Origin of the sequence: Pseudomonas sp. B21-032 (assembly GCF_024748965.1) — a bacterium.
In the GTDB taxonomy this organism is placed as follows: Bacteria; Pseudomonadota; Gammaproteobacteria; order Pseudomonadales; family Pseudomonadaceae; genus Aquipseudomonas.
Genome location: NZ_CP087180.1, coordinates 87604 through 112961 on the forward strand (window position 1 = coordinate 87604; position 25358 = coordinate 112961).

General features: G+C 63.5%; 20 protein-coding genes. 4 read left to right on the top strand and 16 right to left on the bottom strand.

Features of this window, described 5'->3' with window-relative positions:
* Nucleotides 1-2: 2 nt before the first annotated feature.
* From LOY54_RS00440 to LOY54_RS00450, 3 genes are all read left to right on the top strand, one after another.
* On the top strand, nt 3-473 hold the full coding sequence (locus LOY54_RS00440; RefSeq protein WP_258608754.1) for an inhibitor of vertebrate lysozyme family protein: 471 nt from the start codon (nt 3-5) through the stop codon (nt 471-473).
* 748 nt (nt 474-1221) lie between these two features.
* Nucleotides 1222-2553 carry a glutamate/aspartate:proton symporter GltP gene (gene gltP, locus LOY54_RS00445; RefSeq protein ID WP_195885386.1) on the top strand — a complete coding sequence of 444 codons (1332 nt, stop codon included), beginning with the start codon at nt 1222-1224 and terminating at the stop codon, nt 2551-2553.
* A 135-nt stretch (nt 2554-2688) separates the two neighbouring features.
* Entirely contained in the window at nt 2689-3918 is a 1230-nt protein-coding gene (locus LOY54_RS00450; protein ID WP_093377573.1) for a nucleoside recognition domain-containing protein, read from the top strand.
* On the opposite strand, the gene LOY54_RS00455 is transcribed toward LOY54_RS00450, so the two are convergent.
* From LOY54_RS00455 to LOY54_RS00495, 9 genes are all read right to left on the bottom strand, one after another.
* A complete protein-coding gene (locus LOY54_RS00455) occupies nt 3900-4523 on the bottom strand; it encodes an ABC-type transport auxiliary lipoprotein family protein (protein WP_093377568.1) in 624 nt (207 codons plus the stop codon). The genes LOY54_RS00450 and LOY54_RS00455 overlap by 19 nt on opposite strands.
* Nucleotides 4520-5458 carry an MlaD family protein gene (locus LOY54_RS00460; RefSeq protein ID WP_258608756.1) on the bottom strand — a complete coding sequence of 313 codons (939 nt, stop codon included), beginning with the start codon at nt 5456-5458 and terminating at the stop codon, nt 4520-4522. The genes LOY54_RS00455 and LOY54_RS00460 overlap by 4 nt, the downstream gene beginning before the upstream one ends.
* 1 nt (nt 5459) lies before the next feature.
* A complete protein-coding gene (locus tag LOY54_RS00465; RefSeq protein ID WP_258610753.1) occupies nt 5460-6254 on the bottom strand; it encodes an ABC transporter ATP-binding protein in 795 nt (264 codons plus the stop codon).
* Nucleotides 6255-6259: 5 nt separating this feature from the next.
* The gene (locus LOY54_RS00470; RefSeq protein WP_045200628.1) at nt 6260-7405 is read right to left on the bottom strand and encodes an ABC transporter permease; all 1146 of its coding nucleotides are present in this window, start codon (nt 7403-7405) and stop codon (nt 6260-6262) included.
* Between the two features lie 38 nt (nt 7406-7443).
* Complete coding sequence (locus tag LOY54_RS00475) at nt 7444-8463, bottom strand: DUF5924 family protein (protein ID WP_045200627.1); 1020 nt, start codon at nt 8461-8463, stop codon at nt 7444-7446.
* A 72-nt stretch (nt 8464-8535) separates the two neighbouring features.
* On the bottom strand, nt 8536-9912 hold the full coding sequence (locus LOY54_RS00480; RefSeq protein ID WP_258608758.1) for a pitrilysin family protein: 1377 nt from the start codon (nt 9910-9912) through the stop codon (nt 8536-8538).
* A 37-nt stretch (nt 9913-9949) separates the two neighbouring features.
* On the bottom strand, nt 9950-11608 hold the full coding sequence (locus LOY54_RS00485; protein WP_195885389.1) for a Na/Pi cotransporter family protein: 1659 nt from the start codon (nt 11606-11608) through the stop codon (nt 9950-9952).
* Nucleotides 11609-11824: 216 nt separating this feature from the next.
* Nucleotides 11825-12592, bottom strand: coding sequence for a TerC family protein (locus LOY54_RS00490; protein ID WP_045200621.1), 768 nt, complete (start codon nt 12590-12592; stop codon nt 11825-11827).
* 75 nt (nt 12593-12667) lie between these two features.
* Entirely contained in the window at nt 12668-13975 is a 1308-nt protein-coding gene (locus LOY54_RS00495; RefSeq protein ID WP_045200619.1) for a CitMHS family transporter, read from the bottom strand.
* Between the two features lie 304 nt (nt 13976-14279).
* Between LOY54_RS00495 and LOY54_RS00500 the strand changes: the two genes are divergently transcribed.
* Nucleotides 14280-14681 carry a GFA family protein gene (locus LOY54_RS00500; RefSeq protein WP_093377550.1) on the top strand — a complete coding sequence of 134 codons (402 nt, stop codon included), beginning with the start codon at nt 14280-14282 and terminating at the stop codon, nt 14679-14681.
* Nucleotides 14682-14693: 12 nt separating this feature from the next.
* On the opposite strand, the gene LOY54_RS00505 is transcribed toward LOY54_RS00500, so the two are convergent.
* From LOY54_RS00505 to LOY54_RS00535, 7 genes are all read right to left on the bottom strand, one after another.
* Nucleotides 14694-15728: a hypothetical protein gene (locus LOY54_RS00505; protein WP_045200615.1), complete on the bottom strand. Its 1035-nt coding sequence runs from the start codon at nt 15726-15728 to the stop codon at nt 14694-14696.
* 16 nt (nt 15729-15744) lie between these two features.
* The gene (locus LOY54_RS00510; protein ID WP_258608759.1) at nt 15745-19428 is read right to left on the bottom strand and encodes a tubulin-like doman-containing protein; all 3684 of its coding nucleotides are present in this window, start codon (nt 19426-19428) and stop codon (nt 15745-15747) included.
* 109 nt (nt 19429-19537) lie between these two features.
* Nucleotides 19538-19942: a hypothetical protein gene (locus tag LOY54_RS00515; protein WP_045200613.1), complete on the bottom strand. Its 405-nt coding sequence runs from the start codon at nt 19940-19942 to the stop codon at nt 19538-19540.
* Nucleotides 19943-19957: 15 nt separating this feature from the next.
* The gene (locus LOY54_RS00520; RefSeq protein WP_258608761.1) at nt 19958-21433 is read right to left on the bottom strand and encodes a hypothetical protein; all 1476 of its coding nucleotides are present in this window, start codon (nt 21431-21433) and stop codon (nt 19958-19960) included.
* Complete coding sequence (locus tag LOY54_RS00525) at nt 21421-22872, bottom strand: hypothetical protein (protein WP_258608763.1); 1452 nt, start codon at nt 22870-22872, stop codon at nt 21421-21423. Before LOY54_RS00525 ends, LOY54_RS00520 begins: the two co-directional genes overlap by 13 nt.
* Nucleotides 22873-23058: 186 nt before the next feature.
* Nucleotides 23059-25017, bottom strand: a complete 1959-nt coding sequence (locus LOY54_RS00530; RefSeq protein WP_258608765.1) for a DUF4105 domain-containing protein — start codon at nt 25015-25017, stop codon at nt 23059-23061.
* Nucleotides 25014-25334 (bottom strand): DUF2388 domain-containing protein, encoded by a 321-nt coding sequence (locus tag LOY54_RS00535; protein WP_010222593.1) that lies wholly within the window; start codon nt 25332-25334, stop codon nt 25014-25016. Before LOY54_RS00535 ends, LOY54_RS00530 begins: the two co-directional genes overlap by 4 nt.
* Between the last annotated feature and the right edge of the window lie 24 nt (nt 25335-25358).

Genomic DNA, 25358 nt, shown 5'->3' on the forward strand with positions numbered 1-25358 from the left:
GTATGAGCACAACGCTAGGCAGAGCCCTGGTTGCCGCCCTGATCATGGGCGGCAGCGCAGCGGCAATGGCGGCCAATGACGGCCAGGTCCGGGCCAACCAGATTCTTGGCTCGGACCCCGAATACCGGGAAACCTGGCAGGACGTGGTCAAAAACGAAGAACGCTTGCCCGACTGGGTCCTTAACCTGAGTGGTACTTCCGAGCAACAGATGTCGGCGGTTGAGGAAGATGGCGACAAGTATCTGGTCGGACCGTTGTGCGAATCCGAGCAGAAGTGCCTGAACAAGCGTCTGATTGTCGCCTTCAGTTGGGACAAGGACGAAGCCTACGGAATGCTGGTAGAAGTGCCCGAAGGCCTGCCGTCCGACAAGTCGCCCACACGCCACGCCGACTACCGTTGGCTGGGCAAGCCGGACGAAGGCATGCAGGCCCTGCTCAAGGAGCAGCTCAAACGTGATCCGAACTGGTACTGAGGTGTTGCTCACACTTCTGTACATATATAGAAGCTGAACCTTTTTTCATTTCAGGCTTCTATGCTGCGCCGCCCGAGGAAGGCAGGCGCATGACCAGGGGGCCGGGCTGCTCTGATTGTTTCAGGATCGGAGGGGCCTAGGGGTACAGGGAGTACCTCCGATGAGGGCCGGGTCAGGTGAAGCGGTAGCGGAAGTTGCGGGTCGGACAACTGCCTTCAGGCAGAGGTGTCCGACCGGACTTCCGTAGCGCTCTTTACGGCGATCGCTTTTTCCCCCGCAACAAATTCGTTTTTCCTACCGAAGCTGTCGACGCATATTTTTGCCCGACCGTACATCGATATTTTTTCGCCTCGCCGTCCTGGCAAAGTCGCTGCGATTTCACCCATTCGGATTGTCGAACAAAGCCCTTTGTCACTCGGGCGCATACCTCTATATCGGCCGGATTATGGCGCTTTGGCCATCGTCGGATTTCCGAACGGTAGGCGAATAACCCATTGTGACGTACGTTTTGGCCGATAAACCTCATGCCGATTCGGTATGGGGTAGTCGTTTACGGCATTAGACGGAGCCCCCCCACGTGGGAATAGTTGCGCCTTTTTTCGCTGGCCTGAGCGTTCCTACGCTCGCTTGCGGTGACCTTTTACGGTGCCATCGGTAGATAACAAGAAACGATACGGATTGCTGGCAACAGCTCTGGGTCGCGGTTATCAGCCTGGTGGCCGTTTCCACTTGAAGAAAAGGTAACGACATGAAGAAGGCAAAGCTAAGCCTCGCCTGGCAGATCCTCATCGGTCTGGTACTGGGGATTGCAATCGGCGCTTTACTGAACCATTTCAGTGCAGAAAAGGCATGGTGGATCAGTAACGTCCTGCAACCTGCCGGTGACATCTTCATTCGCCTGATCAAGATGATCGTCATCCCGATCGTGATTTCGTCGCTGATCGTGGGTATCGCCGGGGTTGGCGATGCGAAAAAACTCGGCAGTATCGGCCTCAAGACCATTATCTACTTCGAGGTGGTGACCACCATCGCCATCGTCGTCGGCCTGGTTCTGGCCAACCTGTTCCACCCGGGCGCCGGCATCGACATGAGTACCCTGGGTACCGTCGATATCTCCAAGTACCAGGCCACGGCGGCCGAGGTTCAGCATGAGCATGCGTTCATCGAAACCATCCTCAACCTGATCCCGTCGAACATCTTCGCAGCGCTGATGCGCGGTGAGATGCTGCCGATCATCTTCTTCTCGGTGCTGTTCGGCCTGGGCCTGTCGAGCCTGCAGGCAGACATCCGCGACCCGCTGGTGAAAACCTTCCAAGGCGTCTCCGAAGCCATGTTCAAGGTCACTCACATGATCATGAACTACGCGCCAATCGGTGTGTTCGCGCTGATCGCGGTGACCGTCGCCAACTTCGGCTTCGCCTCGCTGCTGCCGCTGGCCAAGCTGGTGCTGCTGGTGTACTTCGCCATCGCCTTCTTCGCCTTCATGGTCCTTGGCCTGATCGCCCGCCTGTTCGGCTTCTCGGTGATCAAGCTGATGCGCATCTTCAAGGACGAACTGGTCCTGGCCTACTCCACCGCCAGCTCCGAGACCGTGCTGCCGCGCGTGATCGAGAAGATGGAAGCCTACGGTGCGCCGAAAGCCATCTGCAGCTTCGTGGTACCGACCGGCTACTCGTTCAACCTTGACGGTTCGACTCTGTACCAGAGCATCGCGGCGATCTTCATCGCCCAGCTGTACGGCATCGACCTGTCGCTGAGCCAGCAGTTGCTGCTGGTGCTGACCCTGATGGTCACCTCCAAAGGCATCGCCGGTGTACCGGGCGTGTCCTTCGTGGTCCTGCTGGCCACCCTGGGCAGCGTCGGTATCCCGCTGGAAGGCCTGGCCTTCATCGCCGGTGTCGACCGCATCATGGACATGGCCCGTACCGCCCTGAACGTAATCGGCAACGCCCTGGCGGTTCTGGTTATCGCTCGTTGGGAAGGCATGTACGACGATGCCAAGGGCCAGCGCTACTGGAACTCGCTGCCGCACTGGCGCAGCAAGGAAGCCGTACCGGCTGGCAAAACTGCCAGCAAGTAAGCGCTAACCTGGCTGTACGAAAAGCCCCGACCTGGTCGGGGCTTTTTTGTGGGTCTGTCGTGGGTAAGTCGACGTTTATGGCGCGAAGCCAACCCGGCCCGCTATCATTTGCGCCATCTTTGGGGGGAACAACGGATGCTCAACGGCCTTTGGCTTGGTTTTTTCATTGTCGCGGCCATTTCGGCCATGGCCCAATGGCTGGTGGGCGGTAACGCCGGGATCTTCGCGGCAATGGTCGAAAGCATCTTTGCCATGGCCAAGCTTTCGGTCGAGGTCATGGTCCTGCTGTTCGGCACCCTGACGCTGTGGCTGGGCTTTTTGAAGATTGCCGAAAAAGCCGGCATCGTCGAATGGCTGGCCAAGGTCCTCGGCCCGCTGTTTGCCCGGTTGATGCCGGAAGTCCCGCCCGGCCACCCGGCCCTGGGCCTGATCACCCTCAACTTCGCCGCCAACGGCCTGGGCCTGGACAACGCCGCCACGCCCATCGGCCTCAAGGCCATGCGCGCGCTGCAGGAGCTCAACCCCAGCTCGACCACCGCCAGCAACGCGCAGATCCTCTTCCTGGTGCTCAACGCCTCGTCGCTGACCCTGCTGCCGGTGACCATCTTCATGTACCGCGCCCAGCAGGGGGCGATGGACCCGACCCTGGTGTTCCTGCCGATCCTGCTCGCCACCAGCGCCTCGACCCTGGTCGGCCTGCTGTCGGTGGCGGTAATGCAGCGCCTGCGCCTGTGGGACCCGGTGGTGCTGGCGTACCTGATTCCCGGTGCGTTGCTGCTGGGCGGTTTCATGGCGTTTCTCGGCACCCTGTCGGCTACCGCGCTGGCGGGGCTGTCGTCGATTCTCGGCAACCTGACCCTGTTCGGCCTGATCATCCTGTTTTTGGTGGTCGGCGCGCTGAAGCGGGTGAAGGTTTATGAAACCTTCGTGGAAGGCGCCAAGGAGGGCTTTGACGTCGCCAAAAGCCTGTTGCCCTACCTGGTTGCCATGCTCTGCGCCGTCGGCGTGCTGCGCGCCTCAGGGGCCCTGGAGCTGGCTCTTGATGGTATCCGTCATGCAGTCGCGTGGCTGGGCTGGGACACGCGCTTTGTCGAGGGCCTGCCCACCGCGCTGGTCAAGCCGTTCTCCGGCAGTGCGGCGCGAGCAATGCTGATCGAAACCATGCAGACCCACGGCGTCGACAGCTTCGCGGCCCTGGTGGCAGCGACCATCCAGGGCAGCACCGAAACCACTTTCTATGTGCTGGCGGTGTATTTTGGCGCCGTCGGCATCCAGCGCGCCCGCCATGCGGTGGGTTGTGCGCTGCTGGCCGAGCTGTCCGGGGTGATCGCGGCGATCTTCGTCTGCTACTGGTTCTTCGCCTGAAGCTGATCGGCCTGGTTTACCGTCCAGTCGACCAGTTGCTTCATCAACTGGTCGCTGGCTGAGCCGAAGCCGCTGACTACCGCGGCTACCTGCTTGTCGCTCAACGGCTGGCGTACTTCGAAGCGCTGGCTGGCAAGGATGCGCTGGCTACGGCCCTGCACCAGGCGGGCGTCGTAGCGGATCACCACAGCCAGGCCGTCGGCGCTGTACTCGCTCTGGAAGGCCTGCAGTTCGCCGGCAATTTCATAATCGCTTTGCAGGTTGCTGTCGTCGGCGCTCAGGCGCTGCACGCGGCCGTCACGCTGGAAGGCATCGAGCATGCGGTTGCGTAGCAACGTCGGCGCCGGGTCGCTCCAGCGCGCGCCCTTGTAGCTGCTGATCAGGTTGCCCTGCGGCACCACGGCGATGCGCGGGCTGTTCAGGGCATCACTGGCGATTGGCTTATTGATCCGCAGGGACCACGGCGCGCTCTGTGTCAGCGAGCGGGTGCTTTGCGCCGAAGGCAGGCGATAAACATCGGCAGGCTCGGCCTGCGGCAGGATCGAGCAGGCGCTGCCCAGGCTCAGTGCAGTGGCCAAGGCCAGGTAGCGACAGGTACGGCTCATGGCTCGAACTCCTTGTTTTTGTCACGGCCCAGCAGGTAGCCGCTGGGGTTGGCTTCCAGGCGCTGGGAAATGCCCTTGAGCGAGGTCAGAGTGTCGCGCAGCTCGCGGATGGCCGGCGCCAGCTGGTTGAAGCCCTGGGCGCCGCCATCGATGGCTTCGCGGTTGTCATTGAGCAGCTTGTTGATGGTTGCGGTGCTTTGCGCCAGCGACTGCATGGCTTGTTCGGCACTGCCGAACATCTGCTTGCCCTGGCTGCTGAGCAGGCCATTGGCGTTGCGCATCAATTCGCTGGTCTGTTCGAGCATGGCGCCAGCCTGCTTGCCGACCTGGGCCAGTTGCTGGATACCCTCGCGGATGTCACCACGCTGGTCGTTGAAGGCGCCGGTGGTCTGTTCAAGGTTGCTCAGGGTGTTGCTCAGGCGGGTGACGTTGTCTTCGGAGAACAGCTGGTTGGCGTTGTGCACCAGGGCGTTGATGTTGGTCATCAGGTCGCTGCTGTCGTCCAGCAGTCGGGCAATCGGCGATGGCGAGGCGACGATAACCGGCAGTTTGCCGTCCTTGCCCTTGAGCTCCGGGCTTTGCGGCGTGCCGCCACTGAGCTGGATGAACGAGGTGCCGGTGATGCCGGTCAGGGTCAGCTTGGCCAGGGTGTCTTCCTTGACCGGCGTATCGGCGCTCAGGCGCACCTGGGCCAGGACCCGGCGCGGGTCGTTGGGGTCCAGGCGCAGGCTGGTGACGTCGCCGACCTTGATACCGCTGTACTGCACCGAGCTGCCCCGGGACAAACCGGACACGGCCTCGTTGAACACTACTTGGTAGTCCTTGAAGGTGCTGTCGACACTCGACTTGGTCAGCCACAGGCCGAACAGCATGGCGCCGGCCACCACCAGCACGGTGACCAGGCCGATCAGGACATGATGTGCACGGGTTTCCATCTCAGAGCTCCTTGGGCGCTGTAGCGGCCTGATACGCCGCGCGGCCACGCGGGCCATGAAAATAATCGTGAATCCAGGTGTCGTCGGTGTCTTCAACCTCGGCGATAGGCCCGGCCACCAGCACCTTCTTCTGCGACAGTACGGCGACGCGGTCGGTGATGGTGTAGAGCGTATCGAGGTCGTGGGTGATCAGGAACACGCTCAAGCCCAGGGCGTCGCGCAGGGTCAGGATCAACTGGTCGAAGGCCGCTGCGCCAATCGGGTCGAGGCCGGCGGTGGGTTCGTCGAGGAACAGGATGTCCGGATCCAGCGCCAGCGCCCGGGCCAGGGCCGCGCGCTTGATCATGCCGCCGGACAGCGACGAGGGGTATTTGTCTGCCGCCGAAATCGGCAAGCCGGCCAGCGCCAGCTTGACCCCGGCCAGGTGCTCGGCATCGGCGCGGCTCAGGCCTGCGTGTTCGATCAGCGGCAAGGCGACGTTCTCGGTGACAGTCAGCGACGAGAACAACGCGCCCTTCTGGAACAGCACGCCGAAACGCCGCTCTACCAGCGAGCGTTGCTCGTCGCTGGCGCTGCTCAAGTCCTGGCCGAACACTCGCACCTGGCCTTCGTTGGGTCGGCGCAGGCCGACGATGCTGCGCAGCAACACCGACTTGCCGCTGCCCGAGCCACCGACCACGGCGAGGATCTCGCCGCGGTACAGGTCCAGGTCGAGCTGCTCGTGCACGCTCTGGGTACCGAAGCGGTTGCAGATGCCGCGGGCCTCGATCACCGCTTCAGGTGGCTTTGTGTGGATCTCGCTCACCAGCCCATCTCCATGAAGAACAGCGCCGCCACGGCATCCAGGACTATGACCACGAAGATCGACTGGACCACGCTGGAGGTGGTGTGGGCGCCGACCGATTCGGCGCTGCCACTGACCTTGAAGCCCTCAAGGCAGCCGATGGCGGCGATCAGGAAGGCGAAGAACGGGGCTTTGACCAGGCCGACCAGAAAGTGCTGCACGCCGATATCGCTTTGCAGCAGCGACAGGAACATCGCCGGCGAGATACCCAGTGACAGCGCGCAGACCACCGCGCCGCCGATAATGCCGCAGAGCATGGCGACAAAGGTCAGCAACGGCAGTGCGATCAGCAGTGCAAGCACCCGCGGCACCACCAGCAATTCAACCGGGTCGAGGCCCAGGGTGCGGATGGCGTCGATCTCTTCGTTGGCCTTCATCGAGCCAATTTGCGCGGTGAAGGCACTGGCGGTGCGCCCGGCCATCAGGATGGCGGTCAGCAGCACGCCGAATTCCCGCAGGAACGAGAATGCCACCAGATCGACGGTAAAGATGCTCGCGCCAAAGCTGGCCAGCACCGTGGCGCCAAGAAAGGCCACCACCGCCCCCACCAGAAAGGTCAGCAAGGCAACAATGGGCGCGGCGTCCAGGCCAGTCTGCTCGATATGCGCAACCACCGAGGTGACCCGCCAGCGCTTGGGCTGGAACAGGCGCAGGAACAGGGTTTGCAGGATCAGGCCGACGAAGCCGAGGATCTGCAGGGTGTCTTGCCAGAGGGTGTCAACTGCGCGGCCGATGCGGGTGAGCAGCTGGATCAGTACCGAGCGCTCGGGTTGTTTTTCCGGGATGCAGAAGTCTTGCACCGAGCAATACACGGTCTTGAGCAGCGCCTGGCTGGCGGCGGGCAAGTGCGTGGCGGTTTCGGTCAGCCGCGCCAGGCGTTCGGCGCCCAGCAGCTCGACCAGCAACGCCGCACCGGCGGTGTCGAGCTTGCCGAGCTGGTCGAGGTCGACCTCGGTAGAGGCGTCGTACTGGCCGGCCAGGCTGTCGCTGCTGCGCTTGAGGCTGGTGTAGTTGGCCAGGGTCCAGTCACCGACGATCCGCAGCCGTGGCGGGCTGCTCGCAGTGTCCAGGGTGGCGCTGGCGTGTGTAGTCATAGGCTCCATGCAGTCCGACCAACGGTTCGCAGCCTCAGAGCATAGCGTTACTCGGCCGCGGGTGCTTGACCATCGTCAACCACCTTGAAGCGCAGTACGCCGATGACCTGGCCGTCTTCGGTGAGCACCCGCACCTGCCAGCGCCCCACCGGGTTGCCGGGGAAGTTCTGCTTGTGGGTCCAGGCGCGGTAGCCTTCCTTGCGCCCGCCATGGATGTCCAGGGCGATGCGGTCAACCTCTTTGCCCTCGAATTGCCAGACGTGGTAAATCCGCTCGTTCAGCCCGCGTGGGGCGTTGATCGCGGTGAAGGCATAGAGGCCTGCGCGTATTTCACTGGCTTTGATCTGCTCCAGGCTCTTGCCCGGGGTGCGGTTCTCGACCTGGGTGCTGACTGCCACTTCGGTCATCCACAGGGTTGCCGGCGGCACCCAGGAACGCAGCATCCAGCCGCCGGCGCCGACGGCCAGGGTCATCACCACCAGCATGATCCCCCGGCGCCAGTGGCTGATCGGGAAGCTGCTGGCAAGGCTTGGGAACGACAGCAGCATGGCGATGCCCAGGGCCAGCTTGAAGCTCTGCGAGGTGGTCAGGTGGAGGATGATCGGCAGCGCGGTGAGCAACGCGGCAAACAGCGTCAGGGTATGCAGCGCCAGGTACAGCCAGCGCCGCGGCGCCAGCCACTTGTAATACAGCGGGTCGATGATCGAGATCAGCCCGGCGGCGGCGAGAATGCCGGTGAACACCAGTTGGCCGCTGTTCCAGGTGGTGGTGACGAAGAAAAACGGCAGGACGAAGAACAGGCTTTCCTGGTGAATCATCTGCGTCGCGTAGCGCAGCAGTGGCTGGGGGATTTCGCGTTTGAAGACCTTGGCGAAAACCTTGGTGAAGGTGTTCTCGAGCATCAGCCAGATCCAGCTGATGAGCATGACGATGGCAATCCAGCTGGCCAGGCTTTCCTGGCGATCGACCAGGATGAAGCTGCCGACACCGGAGATGAAACCGCCGAGGGCGATGACCCCGGGGTAGCGCTTGATCAGCTCGATCAAGCGCTGGAGGTAAAGAGGCATGAAGGTGTTCGCAAGGTCAGGTAAAAACCTGCACAGGATACTCTGTAGGAGCGGGCTTGCCCCGCGATGATTTCAGCGCGAACGCCGCCGCCTCCAGATAAGCACCCCGGCCAACAACACCCCCACCGCCAGCGCCACCCAGCCATATAGCTCGTCGTAGCTGAGCAGTGGCTTCTCGATCCGCACATAGCCGGGCTCGGTCAGCAACTGCTGCAGGGCCTGGTTGGCATCTTCCAGGCTGATCCGGCGCAAGGCCCGCGTCGGATCGGCAAAGCGCCCTTCGTCAAAGTCGTTCAAGGCGCCCCAGTAGTAATCGGCAAGGGCGCTGTTGCCCTGGGTCGACCAGGCTTCGCGGTCGATGGCAGCCTGCTTGATGCGCTGGAAGGTCGCCGGGTCCAGGCCGTTTTTGCGCAGGCGCTCGAGCATGGCCGCCAGGGCTTGCTCGGCGGCATCGACATCGGCGCGGTCGAGGTCGGCGTTGAGTACCATTAGCCCGGTATCGCCGAAGCTCTCGCGCTGGCTGAACGGGCCGTAGGAAAACCCGTGCTTGAGCCGCAATTCGTCGTACAGCGCCCAATCCAGGTAGCGCTGCAGCAGGTCCCAGGTCTGGCTGTGGTCGTTGTTCAGCACCGGTTCGAGAAACAGCCAGTGCAGGCGGGCGCTGTCGCCCAGCCAGCCGCGAATCAACTCCCGGCGTGCCTCGGCTTTGTGGGTGACGCCGTCCAGTACCCGGCGCTCGCCTGGTTCGACCGCTGGCAGCTCGCCATAGGTGCGTTCCAGATAAGCCGGCAGCAGGCGGTCGAGGCCGCCAACCACGATCAGGGTCATGTTGTTGGCCGCGTACCAGTGCTGGCGCAGGTCGTTGACCTGCTCCAGGGTCATGTCCTCGATCGACGAACGTTCGGCGCATTTGAGCCCCAACTCCACGGCCAGCTGGTCGCTGGCGCGATGGCCAAGGTCCTGGCGATCGAGCCAGCGCTGCAGGTGCGAGTAATGGCCGCCGTCTTCGCGCTCGACGATGCGCTTGGACAGCTGCAGGGCTTTTTCATCGATCTGGGTGTCGTTGATCACCGCCAGCAGCAGGTCGAGCACTTTGCGCTGGTTGCGTGCCGGCGCCTCGATGACGAAGGTGGTATCGGCGCTGCTGGTATAGGCGTTCCACTCCCCGCCCAGGGCTTGCATGCGCTCTTCCAGGCCGCCCTCACCGCCCTCGTCGATACCGCTGAACAACAGGTGTTCGAGCAGGTGTGGCAGCTCCTGGCGCTCGCAGGGAAAATCATCGAAGCCAACGCCGACCACCAGGCGAATCGACACATGGTTGCGTTCGTAACCTGACTTGAGCACCACCTGCAGACCGTTGGGCAGCAGGTAGCCCTCGACCTGGGAGCGGTCGAGGGCAAAGCCGGGCGCGCAGCCCAGCAGCAGGCAAATGAACATCAGGCAACGCATGGCGAGCTTCCTTGCGGGAGTTCTTGGGGTGTCGCGATCACGGTGAATGAGCGTCGTCCGGCACGCTGTCGAGCAGCAGGCCGCCAGTATCGGCGCCGCCCAATACCACATAGGCACTGCTGCAGAACAAGGAGTTCAATCGTTTCATGTCGGCGATCAGCTCCAGGTGCAACGAACTGGTCTCGATACTTTGCACCACTTTACGTTGCAACCGGCTGACATGGGCATGGGCCAGGCGCCGCTCCTGGGCGCGGAAGCGGCGTTTTTCCCGCAGCAGCTGGCGGGCGCTTTCCGGGTCGGCGCTGAGAAACACCGACAGGCCCAGGCGCAGATTGGACAGCAACTGGCTGTGCAGGCCGGTCAGTTCTTCCAGGCCCACCTCGGAAAACTCGCGGCGCTGCGAAGTCTTCTGCTGCTGAACCTTGCGCAGCATGCGCTCGATGAGGTCGGCAGCCAGCTTGAGGTTGATCGCCAGCTCAATGATCTCGGCCCAGCGCCGGCTGTCCTGCTCGCTGAGGTCTTCGCGGGGCATTTGCGCCAGGTACAGCTTGATGGCGTTGTACAGCGCCTCGACGTCCTCGCCCAGGCCGCGCATCTGCTGGGTCATGGCGGTCTGGGTACCGCGCAGCACGTTGAGCATGGCATCGAGCATGCTGTCGACCAGGTCGCCCATGCGCAGGGTTTCGCGCACCGCGTTGGCCAGGGCCAGGCTTGGCGTGGTCAGTGCGGTCGCGTCGAGGTGACGCGGGCGGGCGCGGCCGTTGGCTTCTTCGCGCTCGGGCAGCAACCATCTGCACAGGCGGCCCATGGGCGTCACCGTCGGCAACAGGATCAGGCAGCGCAGGGTGTTGTAGAGCAGGTGAAAGCCGATCACCAGCTCCTGGGGGCTGAAACTCAGGCTGTCCATCCACGCCACCAGCGGATGCAGCACGGGAATGATCAGCACCAGGCCGATCAGCTTGTACAGCAAGCTGCCCAGTGCCACCTGGCGCCCGGCGGCGTTTTGCATGCTGGTGCTGAGAAAGGCCAGCAGGCCGCTGCCGATGTTGGCGCCAATGACCAGGCCGATGGCCACCGGCAGGCTGATCAGCTCGGCGCCGGCCAGGGTGGCGGTGAGCAGCACGGCGGCAAGGCTTGAGTAGGAAATCAGGGCAAACAGGGCGCCGACCAGGGCATCGAGGAGGATATCGCCGGTCAGCGAGGCGAACAGCACTTTCACCCCCTGGGCATGGGTGATCGGCGCCGCCGCTTCGACGATCAGCTGCAGGGCGAGGATGATCAGGCCCAGGCCGATACCGACACGGCCCAGTTGCCCGGCGCGGGTCTGCTTGCGGGAAAGAAAAAAGATTACCCCGAGAAAGATCAGCAGCGGCGACAGCCATGACAGGTCAAAGGTCAGCACCCGCGCCATCAGCGCGGTACCGACATCGGCGCCGAGCATGATCGCCAGCGCCGGGGTCAGGCCCATCAGGCTCTGGCCGACGAACGAGGTCACCAGCATTGCCGTGGCGTTGCTGCTTTGCACCATCGCCGTGACCAGGATGCCGGCGATAAACGCAAGCGGGCGCTTGGACATGTTCTGGCTCAGTACCCGGCGCAGGTTCGAGCCGTACACCCGCAGGATACCGGTACGCACGATGTGCGTGCCCCAGATCAGCAACGCCACGGCGGAAAGCAGATTGAGCAGGGTCAGCATTGAAAAGGCCCCCTGTTGTGCGCCCCAGCGGGGCAAATGGATGATGCCGTGAGCCTGTCCTGCTGCCAGGCGGTTTTTCCCAGTGCTCACTTAAGCTGTAGTCGGCCAATGGCCGTGGCGCCAGCATCGCATAGCCACGCCAGCCTTTGAAACAAAACTGTCATGACGCAAGATGAAAAAAAGGGCCCCGCAGGGCCCTTTTCACCAGCACCGGGATTACTGACCCGGGATGTCCTTGCGAAGTTTCACCGGATCGCTCTGTTGCTTCTTCTTGGCCATGGCCGTGCGCATCTTGATGTTGATCGCCTCGACCGCCAGCGAGAACGCCATGGCGAAGTAGACGTAGCCTTTGGGTACGTGAACGTCGAAGGATTCGGCAATCAGCACGGTCCCGACCACGATCAGGAACGACAGGGCGAGCATCTTCAGTGACGGGTGCTTGTCGATGAAGTTACTGATGGCGCCGGCGCAGAGCATCATCACCAGCACGGCGACGACGATCGCGGCGATCATCACCGGTACGTGGGAAACCATGCCCACCGCGGTAATCACCGAGTCCAGGGAGAAGACGATGTCGATGATGGCGATCTGGATGATGGTGTAGAAGAACTTGCCGCCGGCGCCGCTTGGCTCGTCGCTGGTTTCGTCTTCACCTTCCAGGCCGTGGTAGATCTCCTGGGAGCTTTTCCACAACAGGAACAGGCCGCCGAAGAACAGGATCAGGTCGCGCCCGGAAATACCCTGGCCGAACACCACGAACAGGTCGGCGGTCAGGCGCATGACCCAGGTGATCGACAGCAGCAGGAGGATGCGGGTGACCATGGCCAGCGCCAGGCCGAAGATCCGGGTGCGCTGCTGCATGTGCTTGGGCATGCGGCTGACCAGGATCGAGATCATGATGATGTTGTCGATACCGAGAACGATCTCAAGCGCCGTCAGAGTAAAAAAGGCAACCCAGATCTCTGGGCTGGTCAGCCATTCCATGTGTATTCCTTCGAACGATGTAAGCACAACGCCCCAGGCGATGGGGCGCGGCAGCGGTTAGGTGATTCTGTTGTCTTATAGGCTACTGAACAGGGGGAAAATTCCCATGAGCAGCGCGGCGAGCATTATGCACAGGCAGATCAGCACTGCCCACTTCAGGGTGAAGCGCTGATGATCGCCGAACTCGATGCCGGCCAGGGCCACCAACAGGTAGGTAGAGGGTACCAGCGGGCTGAGCAGATGCACGGGTTGGCCGACGATCGACGCGCGGGCCATTTCCACCGGCGAGATGCCATAGTGGCTGGCCGCTTCCGACAGTACCGGCAACACCCCGTAGTAGAAGGCGTCGTTGGACATGAAGAAGGTGAACGGCATGCTTACGACTGCGGTAATCACCGCCAGGTAAGGCCCCAGCGCATCAGGAATGACCGCCAGCAGGCTCTTGGACATGGCATCGACCATGCCGGTGCCGGAGAGGATGCCGGTGAAGATACCGGCGGCAAAAATCAGCCCGGTCACCGCCAGCACGCTGCCCGAATGGGCGGCGATACGGTCTTTCTGCTGCTGCAGGCACGGATAGTTGACGATCATGGCGATACTGAAGGCGATCATGAACAGCACCGGCAGCGGCAGCAGACCCATGATCAGCGAGACCATCAGCACGGCGGTCAGCGCGCCGTTGAACCACAGCAGTTTCGGGCGACGGGCGTCGGGGAACTGCGAAACGCTGATTTCGCTGTGATCGATCTCATCACCGGGCAGGTGCAGTTCACCCAGGCGCGCGCGTTCCCGCTTGCCGTAGGCGTAGGCAATCGCCAACAGGGCGACGACACCAGCGAGCATCGCCGGAATCATCGGTACGAAGATGTCCGAGGGGTCGACATGCAGGGCGCTGGCGGCGCGCGCGGTCGGGCCACCCCAGGGGGTCATGTTCATGATGCCGCCGGCAAGGATGATCAGGCCGGCCATGATCCGTGGGCTCATGCCCAGGCGGCTGTACAGCGGCAGCATGGCGGCCACGCAGATCATGTAAGTGGTGGCGCCGTCGCCATCCAGCGACACCACCAGGGCCAGCACGGCAGTGCCGACCGAGACTTTCAGCGGGTCGCCCTTGACCAGCTTGAGGATCTTGCGCACGGCCGGGTCAAACAGGCCGGAGTCGATCATCAGGGCGAAATACAGGATCGCGAACATCAGCATGACCCCGGTCGGCGCCAGTTTGCTGATGCCTTCGAGCATCATCGGGCCGATCTTGGCGGAAAAACCACCGAACAGGGCGAACAGGATCGGTACCAGGATCAGCGCGATCAAGGCCGACAGGCGCTTGGTCATGATCAGGTACATGAAGGTGATGACCATGGCAAAGCCGAGGAAGGTCAGCATGGGAGTACTCCAGGCGTAGCGCGGCGAAGGAAGAACGATTCGGGCGGATCAGCGCACAGGGCGCAGCGCGTGGAATAACGGAGGGAGTGCTGCAGGGAGGCGGGCGTAGGAAAGCATCAGTATCACCATTGTTGTTGTTAATTGGGCCGGGCGCCGCATGCAACGAACGGGGCCCTGGCTGACCGGTCTTGTGCCGGTAGTGGTGGCAATCCTAAGGTGGGAAGCTTTCAGCCAGCTTTCGCTGGCCCAAAGCCGACGAGAGGTGCATTGTTGGTTATCAGCCTGTAAGCAACAGGAGGGAGCGATGAGTGATACGTACGAAGGCGGCTGCCATTGCGGCGCCCTGCGCTACCGGATTCAAGGTCCGTTGACGGATGTTGCCCACTGCCATTGCTCGGTGTGCCGACGGGTCAGTGGTGGTTTGCTAATCACCTGGCTGACGGTGAGTTGCGAGGATTTCCAATGGTTGAGCGGTACGCCGCAGCGCTACGACTCGTCTGCCAGTTGCGTGCGCTATTTCTGCAGCCGGTGCGGGGCGCATGTGGCGCTGACCACCGATCTGAGCCCGCAGAGCATCGATGTTACCGTGACCACTCTCGACCAGCCGCAGCTGGCGGCACCGAACCGACATATCTGGATCGATAGCCGCCTACCCTGGTTGCACCTGGACGAGCATCTGCCCGGCGAGCCCGGGGAGACGCTCTAGGCTTTCAGCGGCTTACTCGATGATCACCCCGCCCAGGCCCTTGGGAGTGTTGAACGACTGACCGCGCAGCTGTTCGGCCTGGCGCAGGATGATCTGCGCCTGACGGTTGCCCGGATCCTGGCTGAGCACCCGGTTGGCCAGTGAGCGCGCGGTGGCGCCGTCGCGGCGGGCCAGGGCACTACGCGCCTGGCTCAGCTGCTGGCCCACCAACCCGGCGTTGGCTGCCGGCGCCACCGGTCGTTGCACCGGCCGGGCAACAGGTGCCACCCGCGGCTGTACTGGCGGTGCCGAGCGCGCCTGCTGCTCCAGTTGTTGCTGGCGTTTGGCAAGCTGGGTCTGTTCGTCATGAAGCTGTTGCTCCTTGGCCGCCAGCTCACGGGCTTGCTGCTCGCGCTGCGCCTGTTCGGCTGCTGCCTTGCGCGTTGCTGCAGCGCTTGCGGCAGCGGCGGCGGCCTGGGCTTGGGCCTGCTGATCGCGTTGCTGACCCTCTAGCCCGGCCTGTGCGCGTTGCAGCAAGCTGATGGCGCGCGGGTCCTTGCTTTCGATGCGCAGGGCGCTTTCGGCCTTTTCCAGTGCGCAGTTGTACTGGTTCAGGCGCAGGCAGCCCTGCCCTGCGGCCAGTTCTGCCTCGAACTGCTGCAAGGCCTTGCGAGCGTTCATCTGATAGGCCGCATAACCACCCACCGCAACCAGCACGGCGATGGCCAGCGCGGCCTGGCGCGCGACATTGCGTGGTTTGCTCACCTGGGCCACGACCGGCGCTTGCGGCGGCGCGGTGGCTGCCACGGCGCGCTCGATCTCGGCGCTGGAGATGGTCACCTGCCGTGGCGGCTCGGGCGCTTTGGCCACCGGTGCCGGGGCTGTCGGCGTTTCGCTCGCGACAACGGCCGCTGCCACGGCTGCCGGAGCGGCAACCGGTGCGCTGGTCACCACCTGGCTGCTGGCACCGCAATATGGACAGAACAGCACCGGGCCACACAGGGCCTTGCCACACTCGCCATTGGCGCAGTTGAGGGGAAAGGCCGGTTTTTTCGCAGATGCGGACATAGGGCTCAGGCCTTCCTCAGTTCACAGGCGGTGGCGCCATCGGCGCGACGGGCGGTGGCGTGCCTACCGGCGGCGCCGCAGCAGGGGCCGGGGCAAACAGATGGGCAAGCTCGAGGATCTGCCCAGCGCTCAGCCAGGCGGCCATGCCTTCGCGCCACAGCAGGCTGTCGCGGGTGATCTGGCCGGTTTGCACATACTGTTGCAGCTGGCTGCTGGTGTATGGGCCGTAGTTGCTGCCAGCCACGCTCAGGTGATAGCTGAACTGCGGCGTAGCCACCGGTGGCGGCGCGATACCGGCAACACCTGGCGGTGGCGCAGCCATGCCCGGCATCGGTGCCGGTGCGGCGCTGGCGGCCGGCTGGAACAGCGCGTCGAGCCAGCCGCTGCTGAAGCACTCCTTGCGCAGGGTGCGTTTTTCGCTGTGCTCGTCATGCACTTCGTCGCGATAGACATCGGCGCGTGAGCCGTTGACCGGTTCGGCGAATTGCTCCAGCAGCGCTCGCGCCTGCTCTACCAGGCGTTCTGCGGTATCCGGGGCCTGGCGCTTTAGGCGGTTGTCGTACTCGTTCTTCAGCAGCTCAGCGATCTTGTACGGGAAGGTCTGGTACAGCGACGACACCCCAAGCTCGTTCTGGCGCATCTGCGGCTTGTAGGCGCCGCGGCGCAGGTCTTCGAACAGCGCGACCATGGCCGCCAGCTGCTGCGGGCTGCGCAGTTGCTCGTAACGCTGGCGCAACTGGTCTTCGATGTCTTTGCGTTGCACCTGGTTCAGACCGTTCTGACGGATCGCGAACTCGTCACCGATGCTGAAGTAGTCCTGGTCGATCATCAGCTCGTAACGTTCCGACGGGTTGCGCCGCAACACCCCAACGGCCACCGCGTGCAGGTACAGCTTGAAGTCTTCGGCGAACTGGCGGTACTGCTCCTGGGTGAACTGGATCGGCTGTACGAACTGGCTGATACGCTTGTGGCTGTGCAGCGGAATCGTCGTGCTTTCCTTGCGGTAGCTGGCCAGGTAGGTCGGCAGCGGGGTCAGGGCCGGCAGCGGGAAGCCGCTCAGCTCAGTGAAGCAGATCAGCTTGCCCGGGGTGCCGGACTCGACGAACTGGATCTGCCCGGCAGTCATGCCGGTGCCCTGCGGCAGGCACTGGGCGAGCATGGCGCCGTAGGTGCGCTTGAATTCGTTGGCATCCTGCACGCCCACCAGGCAGGTGTAGCGGTCCTTGACGATGCCGAAGCCGCCGGTGAGGTTCAGCGGCGCCCAAGGCATGGCCCGTTGCAGTAGCTGACGGAATTTTTCCCGCTGTTCGTCCGGGGTCAGCGCGGCCAGGGCGCTGAGCAGCGGGTCGATGCCCTGGTTTTGCTTGGGCAACTGCTGCACGGCCTTGCTGCGCAGTTTGCCCAGCAATTCTTCCTGGCCCTCTTCGTCCTGCAGTTTGCCGAACAGCACCTTGGAGCCGCCAAAGTCCTTGAAGGCGTCTTTGGCCCACTCGCGCACCTGGGCGCCATCGACGACCTGTTCCTCGCTGCTTTGCACCAGTGCCAGCGGGATCAGGGTGGCGTGTTTTTCCTTGATGCTGGCGTCGATCTTGCTGATATCGGTTTCGATCCGGCGCAACAGCTGGTCAACCGCATTGCGTCCGTCCTGCAGGCGGCCAACGAAGCCGTTCCATACTGCACGGCCGCTGTGGTCGACCGACTCCTTGCGGCCCAGCCACTCGGACAGCTCGCGCAGCAGTTGCGCCGCTTCACGGGCAGCGACATGGCGCACGTAGAACAGCAGGCTGTCGCGCAAGGTGTCCTTGACCTGGGTGAGTACGGTCTCGGCCTGTTTGTCCTTGCCGCTCAGGCGGGCCATCAGGCCGCCGCCGGTGGTTTCCTTGAGGCGTTCGAACTCGCGGGCCAGCTCCGAGGACTCCAGCTTCTCGGCCAGTTCCTTGAAGCGCGCGGCGTTCTTTTCCAGCGCCGGGATGATCCCGCTGCCTTCGTTTTCGAGGCGGTCCTTGAGCATCTCGACCAGCGCCAGGGTGTAATCCAGGCCGCCACGCTCATCGTCGTCCAGGCGCCGGAAGAGTTTTTCCGGCAGGGCGTCTTCGCGTACCAGTTCGGCCAGGCGGCGCTGGCGGTTTTCCTTGATGCGCACTTCGTGGTTGCGCTCGGCGCTGTCGATGTTGCTGCCCTTGGTGTCGCGCTCCAGCTGCTGCTGGATTTCACGCACGTGGGTCAGCCACTGGTCCTTGTCGGCGCCGCCATTTTGCAGGCGCTCGAAGAGCATCTCGACCTTTTGCTCGATCTGCGCGGTGACGCTGTTGTCGCCCTCGACCAGCAGCAGGTCGTCAGCCACCTGATAGTGGGTGAACTCACCGGTGGCCAGGGTCAGCTCAACCTTGGAAAGGAAGTCCGGCAGCTCGGTGAAGGTGCGCGCAGTGACGTTCAGTTGCTCGCGCAAAAAGTCATCGCGCTCGCGGTCGGTTGGCCGGTTGTCGTTGGCCGCGGCGTTGGCGATGCCGAAGAAGGCCTTGAGCATCTGCTGCACCTGACGGCTCAGGCGCACGTTCTGCCGTGCATCGATCTGGGTGTCGAGCACCGCCTGGCCCAGCGCGGAGTACGAGCACGGGAAGCGCAGCTCGGTATCGTCGCCGTAGTCCTGCGGCAGGCGCACGGTGTAGGAGCGGATCTTGTGCTGGTTCTGGTTGACCGCGATCGAGCGCTTCTTGTTGGCGAAGTCCTGGGAGGTGAAGTCGGTGAACAGCACGTCCGACAGCATCTCGTAGATGTCTTCCTGGTCGCTGGTCTTGGCCTGGGCGAAGTTGCTGTTGTCGACGATGTAGACGTCGTCGTACGGACGGCTGTCGATGAACAGGTTGTCGGTTGCGTCCCAGTGCTTGACCAGGCGGTTGCCGCGCATGCTGGTTTCCAGCTCCATCAGTGCCGCGTAGCCGTTGGCCTGCACGCGCTCGGTGTTGAAGGCATGGAAGCCGCCGGGGAGGACGAAGAACAGGTCGACCTTGCCGGCAATGTTGTTCTCCTTGAGGATCGCCTTGGCCAGGTAACCCATGTCGAGGAACGAGCCGGAACCGGTGCCGCCGGCGGCCGAACCGCTGATGACGATGCGGATCTTGCCCGGGTCGATTTCCAGGCCGAGCTTTTTCAGCTTGTCGGCATGGCCACCGATGTTGGCCAGCAGGCGGTTGACCTTGTCGCGCAGCTTGTCGCGGATCACCGGGTACTTGTCGTAGAAGTACAGGCGCGACAGCGCGCGGATCTGCCCGGCACCCTTGGACGGGTCGATACCCAGGGCGCGGATCTTGTCCGGGGTCAGCGGGAACCACTCGGCCACTTCCCGGTGCCGGTTGAGCTCGTCCATCGAGTGGGTGTACTTGCTCAGGTTGAGCGGCTCGATGATCTTTTCTTCGGAGGTGAAGGCGACCTGCTCGGCGAGCACGTCGGTCTTGATCGACTTGCCGTCCTGAGTGACTTCGCCGGCATCCAGGTCGAAGTTGACGAACTGTACCAGGGGGAAATCGGCAATCTGCTGAACCTGGTTGTTGCCGCCCCAGATCGCATTGAGAATGCGCCGGCGCAGGCGGATGTTCACCTTCATGCCGGTACCGCCCAGGGCGATGAACAGCGTCGGGTGGATCTTCTCGCTGACCGCGTTCAGCGCCGCCGGGCCGGAAGGTTGTGCATTCTCGTTCATCTTCAAACTCCATGAGCCCTGGCTGGGCTGGCCGAGTCAGCTCGGCGTACTAAATCCATCATCGGTTGAAGCGTCAGGCCTGGCCTGACGCGGGCGCAGCAAGCCTGGCTCAGCGTTTGGCCGAGAAGGTCATCAGCCAGGCCACCAGCGAAATGCCGGCCACGCCAGCCAGTGGCGCCAGGTACAGCGGGGTCAGGAACTGCCCAGAGTTGATTACTGCCAGCACCGCCATGGCCGAAACCAGCAGCAGGCCGAGGAACAGGAACCAGCCAGACGCGTTGGCACGGCTTGGCGCCACGCGCTCACGCACGCGCCAGTTGGCGTAGGCGTTCTTGATCACGAAGAAGATCAACGCCAGCACCACCAACACGGCCACGCCGACCAGGGCATCGCGGCTGTCGACTTTTTTCGGGCCCAGGTCCAGCACTGGCGTCGGCACGCTCAGGGTGGAGGTGCTGGTGGCCGGAGCGGCTTCGTTTTCTACTGGGGCTGGCAGGGAGCTGGTTTGGGTCATGACAGGGTCCTAAGGTTATTTGAGGCGCACGGCGACGTCGGCGGCGAGCTTTTCAAGGGTGGCGCCGAACAGGCCGCGCTTTACCGTCGCGACTTTGTTCTGCCGGGCGTCGTAGACGCTGGCGCTGCTGAACGGCTTGAGCGGGTACTGCTGGGCCACGCCTTCGACCATGACCGTGACCGGCTTCTTGCCGCCGACCAGGCTCTTGGCCAGCAGCAGGCCGAACAGGGCGAACACGAACAGGGCCAGCAACAGCAGCACCGGGCCCAGCGGGTAGCTGATCTGCAACACGATCGGCAGGCGGGTAGCCGAGGCGCTGGCCTCGCTGGAGGGCAGGAACACGTCCGGCAAGGCATCGTTGGGGAACAGTTCGTTCATGCGCTCGATGAACTGCTGGGAAATCTGCAACTGCTGTTCGCTCAGGCGCACTTCGATGGCGCCGGCCCGCTGGTAGCCGCTGGACAGCAGCACTTCGCTGGACCACTGCGAAGGCAGCGGCGGCAGTTGCAGGCTGATCGACAGCTCTTCGGAACGGGCGCCTGGCTCAAGGTTTTCGATGCGGTCCAGGGAGATCGACGATTGCAGGGCTTCGCCCGGCATGTCGAGGCTCATCGCGACCTTGGCCGAGTGAATCTGGTAGGGGTTGAACTGGTTCTCGAAGCGGCCCAGCAACACCGCGGTTTTCGGCGAGCCGTCGACATCGATGTTGAGCACTACGGTTTGCTGGTCGGGTGCGAGCTCGGCGCTGACGTCCGGGGTGTCTTTTACCCCGGTCGGAATAAAGCGCACGGCCGCCTGGGTCAGTGGCTTGAGGCGCACTCCGGCGTCTTTGAGCAGTGTTGCCAGGGCCGGCTGGGCCAGCACCTGCTCGAGCGCGGCACCGGCGTTGGCGCCATAGGCCAGGGCGTAGATCATCAGGCCGTTAGCCTCGAAATTGCTGCTTTTGACCGGCATCTTCTGCGGGAAGGCGGCGATGCGGCTGATCACTGCTTCCTTGTGCAGCAGGTCGTAGAACTCGCGGTTCTTGAGCTGGGTTTCGTTGCTGTTGTTGGGGCTGTTCTTGTTGTTGGTGACGATCCAGATAATGCCTTCGCGCCCTTCCAGGCCGGTGTTGATTGCCGCCAGCAAGGCTTCCTTGAAATCGGTATCGGCATAGGCGCCGCTGGCCTTGCGGGCCAGGCTCAGGGCATTGACGTTGTCGGCGAGCTTGGCGTGGGTGCCTGGCCCGCGGTAGGTCCATTGCGGCGAGGGGTGGCTGCTGTCGGCCTGGTTGAAGGCACCAATCACCACTTCGCCGCTGCCGGCGGCGCTGGCCGCCAGTTGCGTGACCAGCGGTTTGAAGCCCGAGGCCGGGTCGAGGTAGAACGGCTCCATCCAGCCGGAGTTCTGTACCAGCAACACCTGGCGCAGCGGCGCCGCATGGGCGCTTATGCAGACCAGACTCAGGACGAGCAGCAGGCTGTGGCGTAGCAGGCGGTTCAGGCGTTCCATCGGTAAAGCGCTCCAGTCGAATCGATGTACAGCCACAGGGCGTTGTCGTAGCAGAACCACTGCGCGTTCCACGGTTGCGCCACCTTCAGCAGCAGGCTCAAGGCCGGCTGGCCGATGCGCTCAAGGCAGTACTCGGTCTCGACGGGCTGCTCATTGCCGAAGAACTGCTGCAGGCTCGAGGGCCAGCGCACCCGGCACGACAGCAGGTGCGGGTTGTCGCTGAACTCGATGAACGGGTACACCACTTCGCGGTCGGCGGGGTTGTTGTCGACGTCGTGTTCACCCCACGGCGCGTCCAGGCGCACGTTGAACATGTAGTTCAGCTGCCCGGTGCTCAGGCGCGAGCCTTTGACTTCCTTGCGCTCGTCCGAATCCAGGCGCAGGCAGTACTGCTCGCTGCCTTCGAACAGTTGCTGCCAGATGCCGTAGCCATTGACGAACGGCGGGCCATATTCGGGGCGCGCCTGGGCGCCGGGCGGCCAGCTCAGCCATTGGGCTTCGAGGCTTTCACTGAGCTTGACGCTCAAGTAGCCGTGGGCGCCGATCCACAGCAGGCGCCGCGAGGCCGGGTCGCGCAGCGGCGCCGAGAGGTTGTGCAGGTGTTGCGGATTGGCCAGGGCAATCGGGTGTGCGAGCCACTGATCATTCTGGCGGGCGACCACGCAGAAGCTGCCATCGGGCATCTGCTGGGGAATCAGCACCTGCTCTTCAAGCTCGCCCGGGGCGGCGATAGCGCGGCCAGGGCAGCGCTCCAGGTGGTAGCGGCCAGCGAGCGGATCGACGCGCACTTCGGTGGCGCCTTCATCACAGGCGAGCAGCAGGCATTGCTGGCTGCCCTGCTCGCGCAGGCTCACGCCCCAGGCCCAGCTTTGCAGGCTGCAGCGACCGATCGGGGTGCTGTGCGGCAGCACTCCGACCCATTCTTCGGCCTTGCGCTGCCAGCGGAACAGGCTGCCATCGCGCGCCAGCGCAAACAGCGCTTCGCGATGGCCGCCGAGGTTAGCGACGAGGAAATTCAAACCGTTGCTGCGCGGCAACTGGTCGAACTTGCGCGCGGCATTGAGGTTGCGCGGGCTGGCGCGATCAAGGCGCTGGTACACGGCGGCGACAGTCTGCTCGGCAGCATCGAGCTTGCAACTGCCCTCCACCACCCGCCGGCCGCTACCGTTGCCATAAGGTGGCAACCAGCGCTGCTGGGGAGCGTAACGAACAGGTTCAAGGGGCGCGCCGGTCTGCGGGCAATGGCGGAAGTTGGCCGGCAGCCAGGACTGCCCGTCAGGCGCCTGCTGCGCCCCGACGAGGAAATCCAGGTCAGGCTGATCGCCTTCCAGCGCCTTGCCAGCGACGTGGGTCAGGGAGAACCTGCCGTGGGCATCCTGCAACCAGCGTTGCCCATCCAGCGACCACTCGTACTCGCGGTCGTCTCCGACTACGTCCATATAATCCCACCATGCCAACGGTCGTTCGTGCGCAGCCCTGTCCTTCACAGCCAGGCTGTCACGTCGATAGAAAGAGATTTTGCGAGAGGCCCCGAAGCGAGGCCTTCATCTAGCAAAATGGCATCAAAACGCCATTTTTATAGCGGCGAAATAGTGGCACAGACAGTTACAAAGTCAACCACCGGCTCAGGGCAATTGCAGCCCGCCTGCGGCTTTGTGCAATGCGCGCAGGTGCTCGCCGACCTGCTTGATGTTGGCCTCGACCGCTTTGATTTGCGCGGCGCGGTCCGGGCCGAGCAAGGCCCGCACCTCTTTGTCGAGGTCAGCACTGAGGGTTTGCAGCTGTTTTTGCCGCTGGCGGGTTTCGCTCAGCAGTTTCTCGCGCTCGCTGGCCTGGGGCAGACCGTAGCCGCTGCTGCCCAGCAGTTCGGCCGGGCGGCTGAGAAAGCCGCTGTTGGCGAGAATCTGCTGCAGGGTGTTGTTGGCCTTGCCGACGCTGGCGTCGTTGCGCTCGCGCCCGCTCAGGTAGCGCTGCTTGACCTCGTCCTGGGCCAGCAGCAATTGGCGGCGCAGGCTGGCTTGTTCAAGCAGCAGCAAGGCTGCGCTGGTACGCAGGTCGGCCTGGGCAAACCACTGCTGGCGCTGCTCGGCCGATTGCTCGAGCCAGGCTTCGACGCTGTCCTGCTTGATCGGCAGTTGCTTTTTCAGCACCAGGAACATGGCCTGGTAGCGGTCGCGGTAGGAGTCGAAGCGATAACCCAGGCGCAGTGCCTCGCGTGGGTCGTCGAGCACGCTGACATCTGCCAGGCCGCGGCCTTCGAGCACTTCGAGCAAGCCATTGGGGACGATGCTGTCCAGGTCGTTCAGGCGCGGGTTGGCAGTACCGCTGCGCAACAGCTTGAGGGTTTCGACCGCACAGTTGTTCGACAGGAAGTAATAGTTGCCGTCGTAGCTCCAGTGCATCTCGGCAGCCTGGCGCACCAGGCTTTCCAGCTCGTCGCGGTTGAGCTTGAGCGGAATCGAGGCCAGGCTGCGCAGTTCGGTCTTGGTGTACTCGTCGATCACCTGCGCCAGTGGCAAGACGAACAGCCGCGACGGATAGGCACCGGTCAAACCGTCCCAGCTCGACAGCTGCACGTCGTTGACGAACGCCCGGTACGACAGCACCAGGTGCTGGTCCAGGTCCAGGCGGCAGTCCGGCCCGCGTGGGCGCCCGGGGGCGCAGATGACCAGGCGCAACATGCTGTGGCCCCAACGGCTGACCCAGTTCTGATTGGCTTCGGCCAGCAGGTAATCCACCGCGTAGACGCGCTCGGGGTCGATCTCGCCCAGCGGCGATTTGGCAAAGTCGTTGCCGGCATTGAGGAACGGCAAGGCGCCCGGGCACGCTGGATGGTCGGGTGCCCAGTCGAAATGGGCTTTCAGGTAGGCCTGCAAGGCCGGGCGGCGGCAGGCAAAGCTTGGGTCAAGGAGGAAGTACTCCATGTTGACCGCAATGAATTCCTTGGGGCTGCTCAGCTCATAACTGTCGGGGCTGCGCGCCACCTGGCGGTTGTGCTGCTCGCGCTCGCCACGGCGGCCGACATATTGCGGCCAGCCGGCCAGGTCGAGCAGTCGCGGATCATCGCTGAGGGTAAAGCGGCGTTCGGCCTGGCCGCGGCACTGCTCAGGCAGGCCGATTTTGCCCTGGCTGTTCTGCTGCCGGGTGCAACGGGTGATCAGCTGTCGCTCGGCGCCCTGCCACAGGCGAGCGCGATCATAGATGTGGGTTAGCTCATGCAGGACGGTGGCCAGCAACTCCTGGCGCACGGTGCCGTGGGGGCGGCCGGTCTTCTGGGTGGCAGCGCTGCCATCGGCAAGGCCCGGCAGCAGGCGGCTGTTGAGCTCCAGGGTGGAAACCAGCGACGCCTGGCCATAGGCATCGGCCGGCATACGGCTGCTCCAGCTGACCTGGATACGTTGGTCAAGGCGAGTCTTGAAGCTTGGTGGCAGGGCCTGCAGGGCTTCATCCAGCAATGCCTGGCTGGCCTGCTGTTGCTGCGGGCTCAAGCCATCGGCCTGCAGCACCAACTGCAGGTCGGCCAGTGCCGGGCTGCCGCACAGTATCAGCAGGCAGCCCAGCAGCCAGGCACGCATTGGCTTCACAGGGCGAGAATGGCTTCAGCCAGCACCTGGTCGCTGGCCTGGCGCGCTTCTGGCACACGCTGGCGCAGGGTATCGAAGGCGGCTTCGAGTTGCGCACCACGGATCTCGCCACGGCTGGCGACGTAGCTGGCGGCATCATCGCGGGCTTCGCGCACGACTTTCGAGTCGCGAATCGAGGTGGTGGTGTCGGAGGTGAAGTCGATCGAGCGGCCAAAGGCGCGAACGATGATGTTGCTGGTGGCCACCAGGGTTTGTGCCTGGGCCACATCGGCCAACAGCAGAAGGCCAAGGGTGGCGGCAATCAGCGGGTTACGCATGGAGCATCTCCGGGAGAACAGAAG